The sequence below is a fragment of the Halovenus carboxidivorans genome (assembly GCF_009831575.1).
Lineage (GTDB): Archaea > Halobacteriota > Halobacteria > Halobacteriales > Haloarculaceae > Halovenus > Halovenus carboxidivorans.
The window spans coordinates 195,369-210,820 of sequence record NZ_WUUT01000003.1 but is presented as its reverse complement, the minus strand read 5'-3'; the positions used below and the strand labels follow the sequence as shown (position 1 = coordinate 210,820).

Annotated in this window: 15 protein-coding genes; 7 read left to right on the top strand and 8 right to left on the bottom strand. The window is 67.1% G+C overall.

Going from position 1 to position 15,452, the window contains the following annotated elements; genetic code table 11:
- The first annotated feature begins 141 nt into the window (after positions 1-141).
- Together GRX03_RS09045 and GRX03_RS09040 are read left to right on the top strand one after the other, a co-directional pair.
- Positions 142-1,407: a TiaS agmantine-binding domain-containing protein gene (locus tag GRX03_RS09045; RefSeq protein WP_368278241.1), complete on the top strand. Its 1,266-nt coding sequence runs from the start codon at positions 142-144 to the stop codon at positions 1,405-1,407.
- A gap of 76 nt (positions 1,408-1,483) precedes the next feature.
- On the top strand, positions 1,484-2,488 hold the full coding sequence (locus GRX03_RS09040) for an alcohol dehydrogenase (RefSeq protein ID WP_159764171.1): 1,005 nt from the start codon (positions 1,484-1,486) through the stop codon (positions 2,486-2,488).
- An 8-nt stretch (positions 2,489-2,496) separates the two neighbouring features.
- Here GRX03_RS09040 and GRX03_RS09035 read toward each other — a convergent pair whose 3' ends face one another.
- Positions 2,497-3,513 (bottom strand): ArsA family ATPase, encoded by a 1,017-nt coding sequence (locus tag GRX03_RS09035; protein WP_159763881.1) that lies wholly within the window; start codon positions 3,511-3,513, stop codon positions 2,497-2,499.
- A 45-nt stretch (positions 3,514-3,558) separates the two neighbouring features.
- On the bottom strand, positions 3,559-5,727 hold the full coding sequence (locus tag GRX03_RS09030) for an N-6 DNA methylase (protein ID WP_159763880.1): 2,169 nt from the start codon (positions 5,725-5,727) through the stop codon (positions 3,559-3,561).
- A 97-nt stretch (positions 5,728-5,824) separates the two neighbouring features.
- Between GRX03_RS09030 and GRX03_RS09025 the strand changes: the two genes are divergently transcribed.
- From GRX03_RS09025 to GRX03_RS09015, 3 genes are read left to right on the top strand one after another with little or no spacing between them, the layout of a single operon-like run.
- Positions 5,825-6,571, top strand: coding sequence for a hypothetical protein (locus GRX03_RS09025; RefSeq protein WP_159763879.1), 747 nt, complete (start codon positions 5,825-5,827; stop codon positions 6,569-6,571).
- A gap of 40 nt (positions 6,572-6,611) precedes the next feature.
- Positions 6,612-7,280 carry an HAD family hydrolase gene (locus GRX03_RS09020; RefSeq protein ID WP_368278239.1) on the top strand — a complete coding sequence of 223 codons (669 nt, stop codon included), beginning with the start codon at positions 6,612-6,614 and terminating at the stop codon, positions 7,278-7,280.
- Positions 7,277-8,257 (top strand): phosphotransferase family protein, encoded by a 981-nt coding sequence (locus GRX03_RS09015; RefSeq protein WP_159763878.1) that lies wholly within the window; start codon positions 7,277-7,279, stop codon positions 8,255-8,257. The genes GRX03_RS09020 and GRX03_RS09015 overlap by 4 nt, the downstream gene beginning before the upstream one ends.
- A 3-nt stretch (positions 8,258-8,260) precedes the next feature.
- Here GRX03_RS09015 and GRX03_RS09010 read toward each other — a convergent pair whose 3' ends face one another.
- Complete coding sequence (locus tag GRX03_RS09010; RefSeq protein ID WP_159763877.1) at positions 8,261-9,280, bottom strand: NADP-dependent oxidoreductase; 1,020 nt, start codon at positions 9,278-9,280, stop codon at positions 8,261-8,263.
- 47 nt (positions 9,281-9,327) lie between these two features.
- Complete coding sequence (locus GRX03_RS09005) at positions 9,328-10,611, bottom strand: MFS transporter (RefSeq protein ID WP_159763876.1); 1,284 nt, start codon at positions 10,609-10,611, stop codon at positions 9,328-9,330.
- Positions 10,612-10,762: 151 nt separating this feature from the next.
- On the opposite strand from GRX03_RS09005, the gene GRX03_RS09000 reads away from it, so the two are divergent.
- Entirely contained in the window at positions 10,763-10,918 is a 156-nt protein-coding gene (locus GRX03_RS09000) for a hypothetical protein (RefSeq protein WP_159763875.1), read from the top strand.
- A 229-nt stretch (positions 10,919-11,147) separates the two neighbouring features.
- Positions 11,148-11,840: a carbonic anhydrase gene (locus GRX03_RS08995; RefSeq protein ID WP_368278238.1), complete on the top strand. Its 693-nt coding sequence runs from the start codon at positions 11,148-11,150 to the stop codon at positions 11,838-11,840.
- Between the two features lie 65 nt (positions 11,841-11,905).
- Here the strand turns inward: GRX03_RS08995 and GRX03_RS08990 are convergent, their stop codons facing one another.
- The 4 genes from GRX03_RS08990 to GRX03_RS08975 form a co-directional block, all read right to left on the bottom strand.
- On the bottom strand, positions 11,906-13,246 hold the full coding sequence (locus GRX03_RS08990; protein ID WP_159763874.1) for an LLM class flavin-dependent oxidoreductase: 1,341 nt from the start codon (positions 13,244-13,246) through the stop codon (positions 11,906-11,908).
- Between the two features lie 40 nt (positions 13,247-13,286).
- Positions 13,287-14,528: a carboxylate--amine ligase gene (locus tag GRX03_RS08985; RefSeq protein WP_159763873.1), complete on the bottom strand. Its 1,242-nt coding sequence runs from the start codon at positions 14,526-14,528 to the stop codon at positions 13,287-13,289.
- A gap of 83 nt (positions 14,529-14,611) precedes the next feature.
- A complete protein-coding gene (locus GRX03_RS08980) occupies positions 14,612-15,100 on the bottom strand; it encodes a 50S ribosomal protein L11 (protein ID WP_159763872.1) in 489 nt (162 codons plus the stop codon).
- Between the two features lie 148 nt (positions 15,101-15,248).
- Positions 15,249-15,449, bottom strand: coding sequence for a VNG_1110C family protein (locus tag GRX03_RS08975; RefSeq protein WP_159763871.1), 201 nt, complete (start codon positions 15,447-15,449; stop codon positions 15,249-15,251).
- Positions 15,450-15,452: the final 3 nt, after the last annotated feature.

Here is a 15,452-nt window from a genome sequence, read left to right as displayed (position 1 = left end):
AGTGGAGGGCAAATACATACGGAATTATTCTCACGGAATGATATATAAACCAAACGGCCGCCGGGCTGAATCTTCCGCCGGCGGACCAGGCGGGTGATCGGCTCCGAAACCCGTTTCAGGTCGCCGGAGCTATCCCCGGCCGTGACGGTCATCGGCATCGACGACACCGACTCCCGGACGCTGGGGATGTGTACGACCTATCTCGGGGCGCGCCTCGGCGACCGAATCGAGGCCGCCGGCGGGGCCGTCCAGCGGACGCTTCTGGTTCGGCTGAACCCCGCCGTCGAGCACAAGACCCGCGGGAACGCCGCCGTCGCCGTCCACTGTGACCTCCCAGCGGCGGACGCGCTCGAAATCGTCGACGACCTGCTCGACCGCGCCGCGACCGACGACGACGCGACCAATCCCGGGGCAGTCGTTGGCGACTGCGATCCGGAAGCGGTCCCCAGGGCCGTGGCCGAGTTCGCTCGCGAGGCCGTCCGGAGCCATCACGACATCGAGACGGCCCGGCGACTGATCGACGAGGCCGGCTACCGCTCGGTGACGCGGGGGATCGGTCGGGGCCGGATCGGCGCGTTGGCGGCCGTCGGTGCGTGGGCGGCCTTCGAGGGGTGGACCTACGAGTGTATCAGCTACCGCGAGCGCGAGCGGTGGGGCAGCGAGCGCTCGGTCGCGTACGAGTCGGTCGTCGCGGCGGCCGACGCGGGCTATCCGACGGTCTGGGACACCGTCGACCGCGAGGAAGAGACGGCCGTCTGCGTCCCGCGAACCCCCTGCCCGATCCTCCACGGGATCCGCGGCGACGACCCTACAGCGGTCAGGGAAACCGCCGAGCGGATCGACAGCGAACCCGTCGCGTCGCGGCAGGTGTTCGTCACGAATCAGGGGACCGACGCACACCTCCAGCGCGGGACGGTCGGCCAACTCCGCGATGGCCGCGCGTACCGCGTCACTGCGACGGTCGCCGACGGCCCGGAGACGAGAGAGGGGGGTCACGTCTTCCTGACGCTTACCGACGGCGGTGACCGGATCTCAGCGGCGGCGTTCGAGCCGACGAAACGGTTTCGCAACCGCGTCCGGGCGCTGTACCCGGGAGATCGGATCACCGCCTGCGGCGAGGTTGCAGACGGGACGCTCAAACTGGAGAAGTTCGCGCTGCGCGAGCGTGTCGAGACCGAGCCGGCGACGCCGGACTGTCCGGAGTGCGGGCGGTCGATGGAGTCGGCCGGCGCGGACGCGGGCTATCGCTGCCGGGACTGTTCGACGGCCGCACCGGGGAAGGTCGAACGGCCGCTCGACCGCGACATCGAGGAGGGCTGGTACGAGGTGCCGCCGGTCGCTCGCCGCCACATCGCTAAACCACTGATTCGTGGCGGCTTCGACGCCCCGACACACCCCGAGCGATGATCGTTCGGTGGCGGACGGAGGGCGTGCGTGTGGATTATTTCGCTGGAGGACGAATACGTTCAACATGTCCGAAACGATGCAAGCAGTCGTGGTCGAGGAAGCGGGTGGCGAGTTCCAGGTCGTCGACCGAGAGATCCCGGAGCCCGATCCGGGCGAGGTTCGCATCGCGGTCGAGGCCTGTGGAATCTGTCGCAGCGACGCGTACGTGAAGGAGGGAACCTACCCCGGCGTCTCCTACCCCCGGGTGCCGGGCCACGAGATCACCGGCCGGGTCGACGCCGTCGGCGAGGGGGTGTCGACCTGGGAGGCGGGCGACCGCGTCGGCGTCGGCTGGCACGGCGGCCACTGTTTCACCTGTGAACCGTGTCGACGAGGGAACTTCCTCCAGTGTGAGAACGGCGACGTGACGGGGCTCACGTACGACGGCGGCTACGCCGAGTACGCGACCGTCCCCGCCGAGGCCGCCGCTGCAGTGCCGGACGCGCTCGACGCCGCCGACGCCGCCCCGCTTCTGTGTGCCGGCGTCACCACCTACAACGCGCTCCGAAACAGCCACGCCGACCCGGGCGACCTCGTCGCGGTGCAGGGGGTCGGCGGGCTGGGTCATCTCGGCATCCAGTACGCCCACGCCGCCGGCTTCGAGACCGTCGCGCTCTCGAGAAGTCCCGACAAGGCCGAGCTAGCGAAGGAGTTGGGCGCGGATCACTTCGTGGACACCACCGAGACGGACCCCGCCGAACGGCTCCAGGAACTCGGCGGCGCGGACGTGGTGCTCGCCACGGCACCCGCAAGTGATGCGATCGAGTCCGTCCTCGGAGGACTCGGTATCGACGGGCGCGTCGTCGTCGTCGGGGTACCCGGCGAACCGATCGCCGTCGACGGACAGACACTGGTCGGGACCCGCGGCGGGGTCGAAGGGTGGGCATCCGGCCACGCCCGGGACTCACAGGACACCCTGGAGTTCAGTTCGCTCCGGGACATCACCCCGGAAATCGAGACATACCCGCTCACCGAGGTCGAGACTGCCTACGAACGGATGCTCGAAAACGAGGCGCGGTTCCGGGTCGTCTTGGAGCCGTGACGGTCGCTTCACTCAGAGAGACAGGCCGCGACGACGCGTAACAGACGCTCTCCCTGCACTTCTTCGGCGAGAAGCGGCACGCGGCGGACGGTGTGTCCGCGAAACAGCTCCTGGGAGCGAGCTAGCGCCTCCTGCTGGACCTCCCAGCGGCGGGCACAGAACGAACAGTCGGTGTGGTTGGGAGCGACGACCCAGTCCGGATCGATATCGGCCACCTCCGTCGGGTCCTGCATCACGCGGTTGACGACGATCGTTCCGACCGGGATACCGAAGCCGTCGAGGCGGTCGAGTAGCCGTTCGGACTCCCGGACGCTCAGTTCCTCGGGCACCATTACCACTCGAAAGTCCGTCCGGGCCGGATCCCGGAGCAGGTCGCGGAGCCGTTCGATGCGCTCGGAGAACTCCCGGAGGTCGTCGACACCCGCCTGTGCTTCCTGGTCGTCGTCACCGAACAGTCCACCGAGCATACCGCTCATCCGCTCGCGAAGCGCGAGCATCTTCCCGACCATCGAATCGAGCATCTCGGGCAGTTCGAGCAGCCGGAGAGTGTGCCCCGTCGGAGCGGTATCGACGACGACGCGGTCGAAGCGCGGATCGTCGAGATACTCGAGCAGCAGCCGGATCGCCGCTGCCTCGTCCGAACCGGGCATCGACCCGCCGAGCGGATCGGGGCCATCGCCCATCATCCCGGCCAGCGGGTTCGACTCCCCGCCGAAGGGGCTTTCCGCGAGGGCGGCCTCGGGATCGATTTCGGCGGCGAACAGGGGGATGTCATCCCGGATCCGTGTCGGTTCGTCCGGGACGGCGGCGTCGAGCGTGTCCGACAGCGAGTGTGCCGGGTCGGTCGAGACCACGAGCGTCGGCGTCTCGCCGCGTGCGCTCGCGAGCGCGGTGGCGGCTGCCATCGTCGTCTTGCCGACCCCGCCTTTCCCCCCGTAGAGGACGTACTCCGGGGCATCGATACCGGTCGGGACGGCGTCTTCCTCGACTGGCACGTCCTCGACCGGCTCGACATCCACGTTCATACGCGGCCGTAGATCCCGACGGATTGTGTACCCGTCGGTCCCGACTCAGCGCTCGACCGCGCCGCCGCGGGCGACGCTCTCCTCGACGAGTCGATCGATTTCGGCCTGAACGGGCTGGAGTTCCTCGATGGTGAGCTGGTTGTACGCCCGCTTGCTCCGGTCCGTGTACCCCGGAACGATGTCGTGTGCCTGCATCGACAGCTCCGCGAGTCGGTCCCCGTGTGGCAGATCCTCGAACCGCGGGAGCGCGAGTTCGGAGACGACGGCCTTCGAGAGGCTCGATTTGCCCGCGCTGGCGATATCTCGCAGCGATTTCTGATAGACCGCCGAGTTCAACAGCGCACAGAGGGCGTGTGCCTCCTGCTCGTCGTCGGCCCCGATGAACATGTAGTGGTCGCCGGGAACGACCAGTTTCTCGCCCAGGTCGGGGTCCTCGACCGTCGAGACGACCGCGAAGTGTGGGTTGAACCCCAGTCGACACCAGACGACCTTGTAGGGGGACCAGGTGTACTCGCCGACGCCGAAGACGTTGTAAAAGGGGCCGTCGTCGAGCCAAGATGAGGCCCGGTCTGTCAGTTGCTCGCGGCGGTCGGCGAGGTAGCGATACGTCTCCGGATACCGCTCGCGCAGTTCTGCCTCGTTGTCCTGGTTCGCCTTCTTGACGGGAACTAACCGGAGTTCGTGACCGAACAGGCCGTATTTCACGACGTGGCGGGACTTGATGTAAGGGTAGACCAGATCGGGCTCGATCCGGTCGAGGAGATCCCTGTCGACCGAGAAGACCGCCTCGGCGTCGTCTTTGGTTCCGTGGCGGATCTCGTGGGCGCAGGGACCGAGCGCCCCGCGTTCGGCGTCCGCCCGGATCCACGCGGAGGTGGGGTCGTCCGGGTCGAGCGGCGCGACGGTAGTTTCGGTCCGGTCGGCGGTCTCCGCGAGCGCCGCCCGCGTCGAGAAATCGACGGACTCACCCGTCCACGCCGTCAGTTCCGCCGGAAACGACGGGTCGGTGTCTGCCCACATCGTGTAGAGGGCGGCGTCGGCCCCGACCTGGCTGCCGAAGGGGGCGAGGCCGGCGAAATCGTGGACGTGACTCATCGAGAGCGAGCGATCACCGACCTGGAGTTTCCGGAGAATCGCTCCGGCCGGACCCGTCAGCAGATCGCGTTTCAACACGACGCTCACCGCCCCGCCCGCGCGGAGATACCGGTCGAGACAGATCCAGACGAACGGGATCGAGATGTCGTCGTTGCTGTGGCCGAGTCGGGCGGCCGCCCCGCCGTGGGGCAACAGCCCGAGTTCGTCGACGTATCGCTCGCGGAGACGAGTTTTGACGCGCTCGCTCAGTCGATCCCACGTGATCCACGGCGGGTTTCCGAGGAGGTAGTCGACCCCGGCGAAAAGCTCCGCCGGGACGGCCGATGTCCCCGTCAGCCCGAGCGCGTCCGCGTGGAACACCGGCGGCGCGACGGTCTCGACGGCCTCCGCGTCGAGGACCGGACACAGCGCGATGAGGTACGCGAGCGTGCTCGTCTTGACCGCGACCGGGTTCAGATCGATCCCGAAGACCGAGGAGGTGACAGTCTCGACTGTTTCGGCCGGCGGCCGGTCGGCCAGCGCGGCGAGTTTCCGGTCGATACAGACCGACAGAAAGACGCCGGAGCCACACCCGGGATCGAGCATCGTGGCCGAGGCCGGATCGTCGATCTGAAGCGAGTCGACCGCGAGTTCGGCGACGCCGCGCGGGGTGTAGTACTCCCCGAGCGCCAGCCGCGTCTCCCGAGAGACGATCCGCTCGTACAGCGTTCGGAGAGTCCCGACATCGATGGCACGGAGCGCCGAGTCCGTGATCGAGTCGCCGACCGGATCGAGGCCGCTACTGGCGACGATCCGTTCGTGGAGCGGTTCGAGCGCGACCGAACGGCCCCCCGAGTCGGGAGTGGTGACGGTCACCCCGAGGGTGCTTTCGAGACGTTCGAGAAGCCCGCTGACGGTAAAATCGAAATACAGCGACTCGACGAACAGCTCCCGCTCGGGTGCCGCGCCGGAGACCTCCTCGAAGATCCGTCCGTGGCTCGCTTCGAGCGAGCGAAGCCACTGAGCGTGGGCGCGCTGAAACCTCCGGTCCGTCCCGAGCAGGTCGCGGGCGCGGTCGACGAACCGCCGGTATCGCTCGCTCCGGCGGTCGAGGGTCGCGATGTCGATCCCGGTCGTCATTCGCAACTGGTTCGTACGGTTCCGCCGGAATGTAGCTGTCGGGTCGCCCCCCGGTGGGACCGTCAGTTTTAGGCCCCGACTGCCTGAATCGGGGGCTATGGACGACGGCGAACCGGCGGAGACCTCGACATCGCCGGCCGGAATCAGCCAGGACACCTTCGAGTTGGCGCGCGAGGAGTTACAGCGCACCTTCGAGTACCAGGTCCAGCGCCTCCGTGAGATCGACGCCAAGGCGATCGAGATTCTGAAAGCGAACCTGTTGCTGTTCGGGCTGGTCGTCACCGGCGGATCGATCTTCGTCCAGACGGCGATCACCATCGAACCGTTCCTGAACGTGTTCATCCTCGTCGGGGTGGGACTGTTGCTCCTCTCGACCGCGCTCGCCGGCATCACGTACACCTCCTCGAACCTCCGCGGCGGCCTCGATGCCCAGGACATCGAGCGGGCAATCGCCGCCGAGTACGGCGAGCACACCCGAGATTTCAGGGAGCAACTGCTCCGCAGCTACGCCCAGTGGATCGAGTACAACGCCCGGATGACCGCCGTCAACGACATCCTCGCGACGGTGACGGTGCTGCTCGTGATCGTCGCCTTCGCCTACATCGGGGTCGGCCTCGTCGTCGGCATCGTCGCGCCGGGGACGCTCGTCACCGCCGCCGTCTTCGTCGGACAGACGGCGGTGCTCGGCTGGCTGACACGGCTCATCTACCACATGGATCATCTCGCTCCGCCGCCGACCGAGACGATAGAGACCTTCGATGGGGTGATGATCTCGAAGGGTGCGAGCCGCGAGGAGGGGCTGGTCGCGCTCTGGGAGATGCTGCGCGGCTCGAACGAGGAGTGACAGCCGCAACCGATTTGGGCCTTCCGGCCAACGTCTACCCGTGTCTCGGTTCGACGCCGTCGTCTTTGATCTCGATAACACGCTCTGTCGGAACAGCCACGATACGGGAGCGCTGTACGACCGAGCGTTCGAGCGTGTCGGTGTCGAACCCTTCGGCCGACCGGAAGAGCTGTGGGCGGCGCTGGACGGCCCGCCGGACCCGGACGATTCAGTCAGCTACTTCGGCGCCGGATTCGCCCGGCTGGCCGCCAAGTACGGCCAGACCGATATCGACCCGATCGCGCTGGCAGAGGCCCTCGCCGAAACGATCGATCACTCCCAGGTGGAGTTTCTGCCGGGAGCGGAGCGCGCGCTCGACCGGGCGCGAGCAGTCGGCCGGGTGGGCGTGCTCACGAACGGGCCACGGCGCCGCCAGGAGCCGAAGATCCGGGCGCTCGGCCTGCACGACCGCGTCGACGAAATCGTCTACGCGGGCGACCTCTCGCGACGGAAACCCCACAGAGAGCCGTTCGACGCGATGTTGTCCGCGCTCGGCGTCCCTGCGGAGAAGGCGCTGTACGTCGGCGATTCACTCGGGTACGACGTCGCCGGCGCACAGAACGCCGGGCTGGCGGTCGCGTGGCTGCGCGGAGACGATGACGCCGGCGACTACCATCCGGAGTATGTCATCGACTCGCTAACAGAACTCGACGAGGTTCTCGACGAATGATCGACACACCTGAGCTGGACGGGATTCTCGACACGGTTCGACCAGGAGCGACGGTGACGGAGACGGAACGGCTCGACCGCGGCAACCGCAAGCAGACGACGGTCGTCCGATTCGTCGACGCAGACCCAGTCGTCGTGCAGCGATCCGCCGATCACGCCGCGATCCGGACGGAGGGTCGACTGCTCGACGCGCTCGCCGAGCGGACCGACGTACCCGTCCCGCGGCCACTGCACAGCGGCGACGGCTGGCTCGTGACGCCGCTAATCTCGGGGGCGGACCTCCACGAGGAGTTCACCGAACTCGCGTCCGGCGACCGGCGACGGATCGTCGAGCGGTTCGGTCGCTCGCTCGCGGAGGTTCACGAGGCCTTCGAGTTCGACGGCTGGGGGCCCGTCTCGGCCGCGGACGGAACGCTTCGAGTGGATTCAGCCGAGCGGGAGGTCGTCGCCGGCGGACTCGAACTCGCGACCAACGGGTCGACACCGCCCGGAGACGGCGGGCGGTACCTCACGACCTACGGCGAGGCCGCTATCGGACGGCTGCCGTCTGAGTTCGACGGGCTGAAACCGGAGCTTCGGTCCGTCGTGGCGGGTTCGCCCGCCGACTCGTCGACGCCGCGGCTGTTCCCGTGGGACTTCCGACCGGGCAACGCGCTCGTCGACGACGGGGAGCTGGCCGCAATCGTCGACTGGGAGGGGCCGCTGGCCGCCGCTCCGGCGCTGTCCTACGCAAAAGCCGAGTATCTCGTCGCCGACTGGTACGTCTCCCGCGAGCGCGCCGAGACGCTTCGGTCGGCCTTTCGTCGCGGCTACGAATCCGTTCGAGCGCCGCCGGCGGTCGAGTCCGCACACCGCGTCGCGGCCATCGCGAGCACGGCGGTCGACTCCCGAGGGGTCGTCACGAATCCGGGATATCCGCCGGTCGACCGGGAGGCGGCAGTGCAGTTCCACCGTGAGTCGCTCCGGCGGGCGCTGTGAGCGTCAGCCCTCGTACTCGTTGACCTGGACGAGCTGTTTGCCGATGTTGTCGCCCTCGAACAGGCCGAGGAAGGCCTCGGGTGCGTTCTCCAGCCCCTCGGTGACCGTCTCGCGGTACTGGATCGTGCCGTCGGCGACCCACTGGCCGAGCTGGCGGGCCGACTGGTCGAAGCGTTCGCTGAAGTCGCTGACCAGAAAGCCCTCGACGGTCGCGCGGCTCTGGATGAGGGTGAGCAGTTTTCGCGGCCCCGTCGGCACCTCCGTCGCGTTGTACAGCGAGATCTGACCGCAGACGGCGACGCGGGCGTCGACGTTGAGCTGGTTGAAGACGGCGTCGGTGATCGGACCGCCGACGTTGTCGAAATACGAGTCGACGCCGTCCGGGGCCGCCTCCGCGAGCGCTGCGCCGTAGTCGTCGACCTTCTTGTAGTTGATTCCAACGTCGAAGCCGAGGTCGTCTTCGAGGAACTCCACCTTCCGGTCGGAGCCGGCGAAGCCGATCACTCGCGCGCCGTTGAGCTTCGCGATCTGTCCCGCAACCGAGCCGACTGCGCCGGCCGCGCCGGTGACGACGAAGGTCTCGCCGGCCCGCGGCTTGGCGACCTCGTTGACGCCGAAGTAGGCCGTGTTACCGGGCATACCGAGCACGCCGAGATACGCCGACAGCGGGCCGCGGTCCGGGTCGATCTGGGTGAGAGCGGACGCGGGAGCGGTCGCGTACTCCGCCCAGTGCATCTCGCCGGTGACGACATCGCCGGCCTCGTAGCCCGCACCGTTGCTCTCGACGACCTCGCCGACGACCGCACACTTCAGCGGCTCGCCGACATCCCACGGTTCGGCGTAGGATTCGCCGGCCCGCATCCGGTCGCGCATGTACGGGTCGACGGACATGTAGATCGTCCGGACGAGCGCCTCGCCCGGCCCCGGTTCGGGAATCTCCTCCTCGACGTAGTCGAAGGCCTCTTCGGTCGGCGTTCCCGTCGGTCGCTTCGCGAGCTTGTAGACGTGGTGTGTCTCTGCCATACCCCGCATTCACTCGGCACTGGCAAGTCAGTTTGGATCCCCCTCGTTCACGCGACGGCCCCGTCGTCGTGGCGGTGGAGCCATAGGGCACAACACAGCGCGAGCAGCGCGGCGACGGCGGCCAGTCCGAACGCCACCCGGTAGCCCGTCGTCGTGTAGACGCGGGCGCCGCCGGAGAGTTCGCCCGTCCAGTACGAGTCCAGAATGAGCCCCATCGCCGACGGGAAGACGGCCGCACCGAGGAAGGAAGCACCGTTGATCGTCCCGAGCGCGATGCCGCTCGCGCGGTCCGGGTTGCGCTCCTTGATCAGCGGATAGGTGAGCACGAACGCACCGAGCAACCCACCCGTCAGAAAGAAGGCGACGCCGACGACCGCCAGCGGCGGGTCACCGAAGACGGCGATGATCGTGAGGACGGTCGTGTAGAGGACGCCGCCGGCGACGACGATTTCGGTTCGCAGTCCGGTTTGATCCGAGAGCCAGCCGAAAAACGGCGGGCCGACGACCGCGCCGATGCCACCCAGAAGCGTGAACAGCGAGGCCGTGGTGACGGTCGTCCCGTAGACCTGCCGGATGTACGGAATCCCCCACAGCCCGAAGAGCGTGAGGTTCACTCCGCCGGCACAGAAGAGGATCACGAAGACGGCCCAGGTCAGGCGGTCGCGGACCACCTGCTTCAGAAAGGCCCAGCTCTCGGCCCCGGAGGGACGCGGCGGTTCGGGGACGCCTTCGATGGGGTCGAGACCCGCTCGCTCGGGCGAGTCCCGGACGAACAGGTAGACGAGTACCGCGAAGCCGAACCCGGCCGACGCGAGGAGGATCACCGACGACCGCCAGCCCGCCGCGCCGACCAGCAGCGCGAACGGCGTCGTCGCGACGATGCCGCCCATCCCCGCGACGGCGAAGCTCACGCCGTTCATCGTGCCGAACTCCTCCGCAGTGTACCAGTTCGCACAGAACCGCAGCATCGAGACGAAGATCACGCTGCCGCTGAGTCCGATCAGGAACCGGCCCGCGAACGCCACCGGATACGTCGGCGCGAGCGCGAACACGACCGCGCCGACGTTCGTTCCGAGTCCGCCGACTGCGGCCGTCCGGCGCGGCCCTACGGAGTCGACGAGCACCCCCGTCGGGATCTGCATCACCGCGTAGATCAGGAAGAAACTGGCGTGTAGCGTTCCCAACTGCGCCCCAGCAATCGCGAAGGCGTCCATCAACTGCTCGGCGACGACCGCCGTCGACAGCCGATACGTGTTGACCAGGAGATACGAGGCCGCGAGCAGCCCCCACAGCAGCCAACGCCGCGACGTCGCCGACGACCAGTAGCTCATGGCGCTTACTCCTCGGGGTCGGGCTGAAAAGGTTTCTATCCCCAAGTATAATTATTATCAATGATAGATTCCGCGGCGCGCGGGCTTCCAGTGGAAATGGTGTCAACGATACACACAACACTGTTTAGTGGCTCGGGGTCGGGTTGGTGGTATGGAGTGGACGAGAACTCAGGCACCCTCGCAGATCAACAGTTGTGACTGCGGGGGCGATTCGGTCGAAGAACTCGCGGACGGACTCGTGCGGCGATACCGGTGTGCGGAGTGTCACAGCGGCCTCGGTGACGTGACGATGGGCCACGAGCCGTAACGGCTCTCCCAGTCGTCGCTCGGTCGCTGGCCACGAAACGACCGCGTTTATAGTCGTTTTAGAATATGGACACGGCGCTAAGAGCAGATAGAATTGCAGGCAATCAGCACGATAGAACCCCGTTCGGATCCCGACGAGAGTGTATCAGGTCTGGACGGCAGTAGCCGACGAACAGCAGTTCCCGAACACCTCCGATAGAACTTACTGCACCTGTGCGGAACGTCACCGTGTGCCAGAGACCACGCTCGCGGAACTGCTCGAACGCAACGCCAGCCACACTGACTCGATGCCGGCCGCGTTCTTCGAGGGCGTCGAGACCAGCCAGGAGCCGGCGGCGGTCTCGGTCTGTTGTTCGGACTCGCGGGTCTCCCAGGAGGCGATGTGGGACGTGCAGGAGCCCGGCTGGCTGTTCACGCCGAGCACCATCGGCAATCAGGTCTGGGACCGCCACGGCGGCGAACAGGTCGTCGACGGGAGCGTGCTCTATCCGGTGACCTACGCGGGGACCGACGTGATGCTCGTCGTCGGCCACACCGGTTGCGGAGCGATCTCCGCCGCGCTCGATGTCGTTCGGTCCGGCCCCAGCGGCGGGACGCCGAGCGGCGTCACCAAGTGGGTCGACCTGCTCGCGCCGGTCATCGAGAGCGGGCTGGACGACGACCGGATCGACGTGGACCGGGACGTCGGCCTCGTCGATCAGTTGGTCGAGTACAACGTCGACTGGCAGATCCGGTTTCTCGAAGAGAGCGAGGACGTCCCCGACGACATCTCGGTGTTCGGCTTCGTCTACGACTTCCAGGGCGTCTACGGCGACGTGCCCGGTCGGGCGTATCTGGTCAACGTCGACGGCGAGACGGACACGACCGCCCTCGAAGGGCTGGTCCCGGAGGAGTACCGCTCACACGTCAGACGGCTCCTCTGACTCGCACGCGAACTAACCGTCGAGAGTGCCCGACGGGTCTGGACGGCTCCGTTGCTCGAAGGTTCTTACCGGCCCGGGTGGCCCTCCGGCAAACCGCGTCTGCCGGTCGTTCGCTCGCGGAGCGTCTCGCCCGAGAGGTCCGCGAGGACGCCCCGGTCGCGCAGTTCCGGCACGACCAGATCGACGAAGTCCGTCAGCGTGTCCGGTCGGATCACCTCCTTGACGTTGATGCCGTCGACGCCGACCTCGCGGTACCAGTACTCGAACTCGTCGGCGACCTCCTCGGGCGTTCCGACGACGACGGGCGAGGTGGTGCCGAGTCCGGCGAACTCGGCGACTTCCCTGACCGTCCACTCGCGGTCGTCGTTCGTCGTGAAGGCGTTGATGACCCCCTGGATGGCCTCGGTCTCGATGTGTTCGAGGCGCTGGTCCGGGTCGAGTTCGGAGAGATCCATGTCGACGAACCCGGACAGCAGGGCGAGCACGCCCTCCACGTCGATGGCGTCGAGATAGCTCTCGTATTTCGCCTGTGCCAACTCCTCCGTCTCACCGACAATCGGCACCAGTCCGGGGAAGAAGACGATACTGTCCGGGTCTCTGCCGTGGTTTTCGGCTCGCGATTCGAGGTCGGCCATGTACTCACGAACGGCGTCCTCGTTGGGCTGACTGACGAAGACCGCCTCGGCGTGGCGGGCGGCGAACTCCCGACCGCGGTCCGAGGAGCCGGCCTGGTAGAGCACGGGTGTCCGCTGGGGCGAGGGCTCACACCCGTGTGGCCCGGGCACGTCGAAGTACTGCCCCTCGTGGTCGATCTCGTGGACCTTCTCCGGATCGGTGAACTGGCCGGCCGCGCGGTCCCGCCGGACGGCGTCGTCCTCCCAGGAGTCCTCCCAGAGGGCGTAGCAGACCTCCATGAACTCGTCGGCGCGGTCGTACCGTTCGTCGTGGTCGATCCGCCCGTCCAGGCCGAGATTCGTCGCAGCCGATTCCAGGTAGGAAGTGACGATATTGAACGCGATACGGCCGTCGGTCAGGTGATCGAGCGTCGAGAACTCGCGGGCGAGTTGGTAGGGATGGTTGTAGGAGGTCGATTTCGTGACCGCGAATCCGAGGTCGTCGGTCACCTCGGCCATCGCCGGAACGAGATAGGCGGGATCGTTCGACGGCGTCTGGACCGCCCGCTCGACCGCCGGATCGCGGTCGTCGTCGTACACGTCGTAGATGCCCCGCACGTCGGCGAAAAAGATCGCATCGAAGCCGCCGCGTTCGGCGGTTCGGGCGACCTCCGTCCAGTACTCCCGGTCGCGGTACCGGTGGGACTGGTCTCCCGGATACCGCCAGGAGCCGACGGTGACGTGTTCGACCGAATTCATCGTGAAGAGATTGAGGTGGAGGTGATCGGCCATATCACTTCTCCGGGATTCCACGAGGAAATACGGACCGGAATCAGCAGGAACAGTAGTAGTCGGTCACGCCGAGCGTCGACTGGAGCACCTGGTAGGCCGGGTCCGGATCGGAGGGGCGGTACACGCCCGTCGTGAGGTCGGCGTAGCTCTGGATATCGCCCGAGAGAATTGCCCGCCAATCGGTCGGCGTGAGCCGATCACGGACGCCGCTGTTGGTCGCGAGCAGTTCGACGTAATCCGGGAGGTAGACCCACCGGGTGTCCGTGAGTCCCGGACTCTCGTAGGTCGCCTCGGTCACGCTGGCGTAGGCGGCCATCGGCAGGTTCGCCCCCGCGGCCACCGGCAGACCGATCCACTTCCAGGGCCGGGTGTTGATATCCAGCAGGAGATACTCCTCCCGGTCCGGACAGTAGACGAACTCGGCCTCGCTGATTCCGTAGTAGTCGGTCTCCCGGAGCACGTCGAGCGCGCGCTGTTCGATCACCGGCTTCTCGGCGCGCTCGACGAGACAGGAGGTGCCGAAATCGAGCGGGTTCCGCACGCGGGCGTTCCCGACCAGCGAGAGCACATCACCGTCGGGGCCGACGTACGACGCCAGGGAGTGATCCTGGCCGCGCACCGAGTCGATTTTGCGCTGGGCCATCACCTCGATGCCCGCCGCCCGGGCGCGGGTCAGGATGTCGCGCAACTCCTCGGCCGTCTCGACTTCGAGGACGTTCGTCCCGACCGCCTCCTCGAACTCCCGCTTGAACGCCGGCTTGACGACCAGCGGCAGTCCGAGTCGGTCCGTCGCCCGGTCGACACGCTCCTCGACGGTACCGTCGTCGAGAAACACCGTCTCCGGATAGGGCACGTCGAGTCGCTCGGCGAGACGGTACAGCGAGGACTTGTCGAGCACGTCGTCGATGATCTCCCGGTCGGCGAAGGGGAGTCGAACGCCCTCGGGGTCGGTGTCGGCGAAGGCGTGGACCCACTCGTCCATACAGCCGAAGGCGACGAGATCGGTTCCCGCGGCCGCGGCAAGGGCCTCGACATCCTCGCGGAACCCTGCCTGGTCGTCCAGTGGATAGGTCACTTCGCCCGCGAACGCGACGGCGGCGGAGGGCGGTGCGGCCCCATCACCGCTGCGGTCGACGGCGATCACGGGCACGTCGTGAGCGGCGAGTGCCCGCGCGACTCCGAGGCCGGTGATGTGTGCGTTAGCGACGACGGCGGGCGGCCGGTCGAAGGTCGCCTCGCTCACGGCGTCGACTAACTCGTCGTGGGTACGGAAGGCTGTCATTACCCACCCTACTGGATCGGGACCCGAAAATCATCCGGGTCGCGGCGCTGGTCACTCGAAGCGAACGCGGAGAACCCGGAAGTTTACGCCGCGGCTTCGTCCGCGAACTGGTCGTCGTACTCGCCCTCGTCGATGCGCTGTTTGAACTCGCGGGGGTCGTTGCCCTCGATGGTGACACCCAGGGAGACGCAGGTACCCACGACCTCCTTGGCGGCGTTTTTGAGATCGTACGAGAGCAGGTCCGGGTGTTTCTGCTCGGCGATCTGTTTGATCTGGTCGACGGAGAGATCCGCGACGAACTCCTCGTGGGGTTCGCCGCTGCCGGTCTCGAAGCCGGCCTCGTCTTTGATCAGTTCGGCCGTCGGCGGGACACCGACCTCGATCTCGAAGGAGCCGTCCTCCTCGTACTCGACGGTGACGGGGACCTCGGTGCCGTCGAAGGCCTCCGTCTGGTCGTTGATCTCCTGTACGACAGCCTGCACGTCCACGGGCGTCGGGCCGAGTTCCGGGCCGAGCGGCGGTCCGGGATCGACCTGTCCCCCGGGGACGAGTACCTCAATCGTATCAGCCATACACGAAACTCCGTCGGCGTGGGTTTAAGAATTCCTTTTTCTCGCCGCGGTGTGAACTCCCCCCAGAGCTCGTGGCGCCGGCTGTGCGAAATCGAAGGGTTCGCCGCCCCCCAACGGCGAATCTCTCGGGAGTCTACAGCCGGCGACACTACGCGACGGTAACGCCGTTGCGCGCGAGGTAATCGCTGACGCTTTTGATCTCGACGGGACTGCCGATGATCCGTACTTGGCCGTCCTCGGCACGGACGGTCACCGTGAACCGCTCCTCCAGTTCCCCCTCGATCCCCGACAGCGAGCCCTGTGGCAGCAGTATCTGCGTGCTGTCACGCAGACGAGCTACTTCTGTCATTGT

What these genes read in the sequence shown, in the direction of transcription:
- GRX03_RS09040 (WP_159764171.1), top strand. Translation starts at nt 1,484, where the DNA reads ATGCAAGCAGTCGTGGTCGAGGAAGCGGGTGGCGAGTTCCAGGTCGTC.
- GRX03_RS09035 (WP_159763881.1), bottom strand. Translation starts at nt 3,513, where the DNA reads ATGAACGTGGATGTCGAGCCGGTCGAGGACGTGCCAGTCGAGGAAGAC.
- GRX03_RS09030 (WP_159763880.1), bottom strand. Translation starts at nt 5,727, where the DNA reads ATGACGACCGGGATCGACATCGCGACCCTCGACCGCCGGAGCGAGCGA.
- GRX03_RS09025 (WP_159763879.1), top strand. Translation starts at nt 5,825, where the DNA reads ATGGACGACGGCGAACCGGCGGAGACCTCGACATCGCCGGCCGGAATC.
- GRX03_RS09015 (WP_159763878.1), top strand. Translation starts at nt 7,277, where the DNA reads ATGATCGACACACCTGAGCTGGACGGGATTCTCGACACGGTTCGACCA.
- GRX03_RS09010 (WP_159763877.1), bottom strand. Translation starts at nt 9,280, where the DNA reads ATGGCAGAGACACACCACGTCTACAAGCTCGCGAAGCGACCGACGGGA.
- GRX03_RS09005 (WP_159763876.1), bottom strand. Translation starts at nt 10,611, where the DNA reads ATGAGCTACTGGTCGTCGGCGACGTCGCGGCGTTGGCTGCTGTGGGGG.
- GRX03_RS09000 (WP_159763875.1), top strand. Translation starts at nt 10,763, where the DNA reads ATGGAGTGGACGAGAACTCAGGCACCCTCGCAGATCAACAGTTGTGAC.
- GRX03_RS08990 (WP_159763874.1), bottom strand. Translation starts at nt 13,246, where the DNA reads ATGGCCGATCACCTCCACCTCAATCTCTTCACGATGAATTCGGTCGAA.
- GRX03_RS08985 (WP_159763873.1), bottom strand. Translation starts at nt 14,528, where the DNA reads ATGACAGCCTTCCGTACCCACGACGAGTTAGTCGACGCCGTGAGCGAG.
- GRX03_RS08980 (WP_159763872.1), bottom strand. Translation starts at nt 15,100, where the DNA reads ATGGCTGATACGATTGAGGTACTCGTCCCCGGGGGACAGGTCGATCCC.
- GRX03_RS08975 (WP_159763871.1), bottom strand. Translation starts at nt 15,449, where the DNA reads ATGACAGAAGTAGCTCGTCTGCGTGACAGCACGCAGATACTGCTGCCA.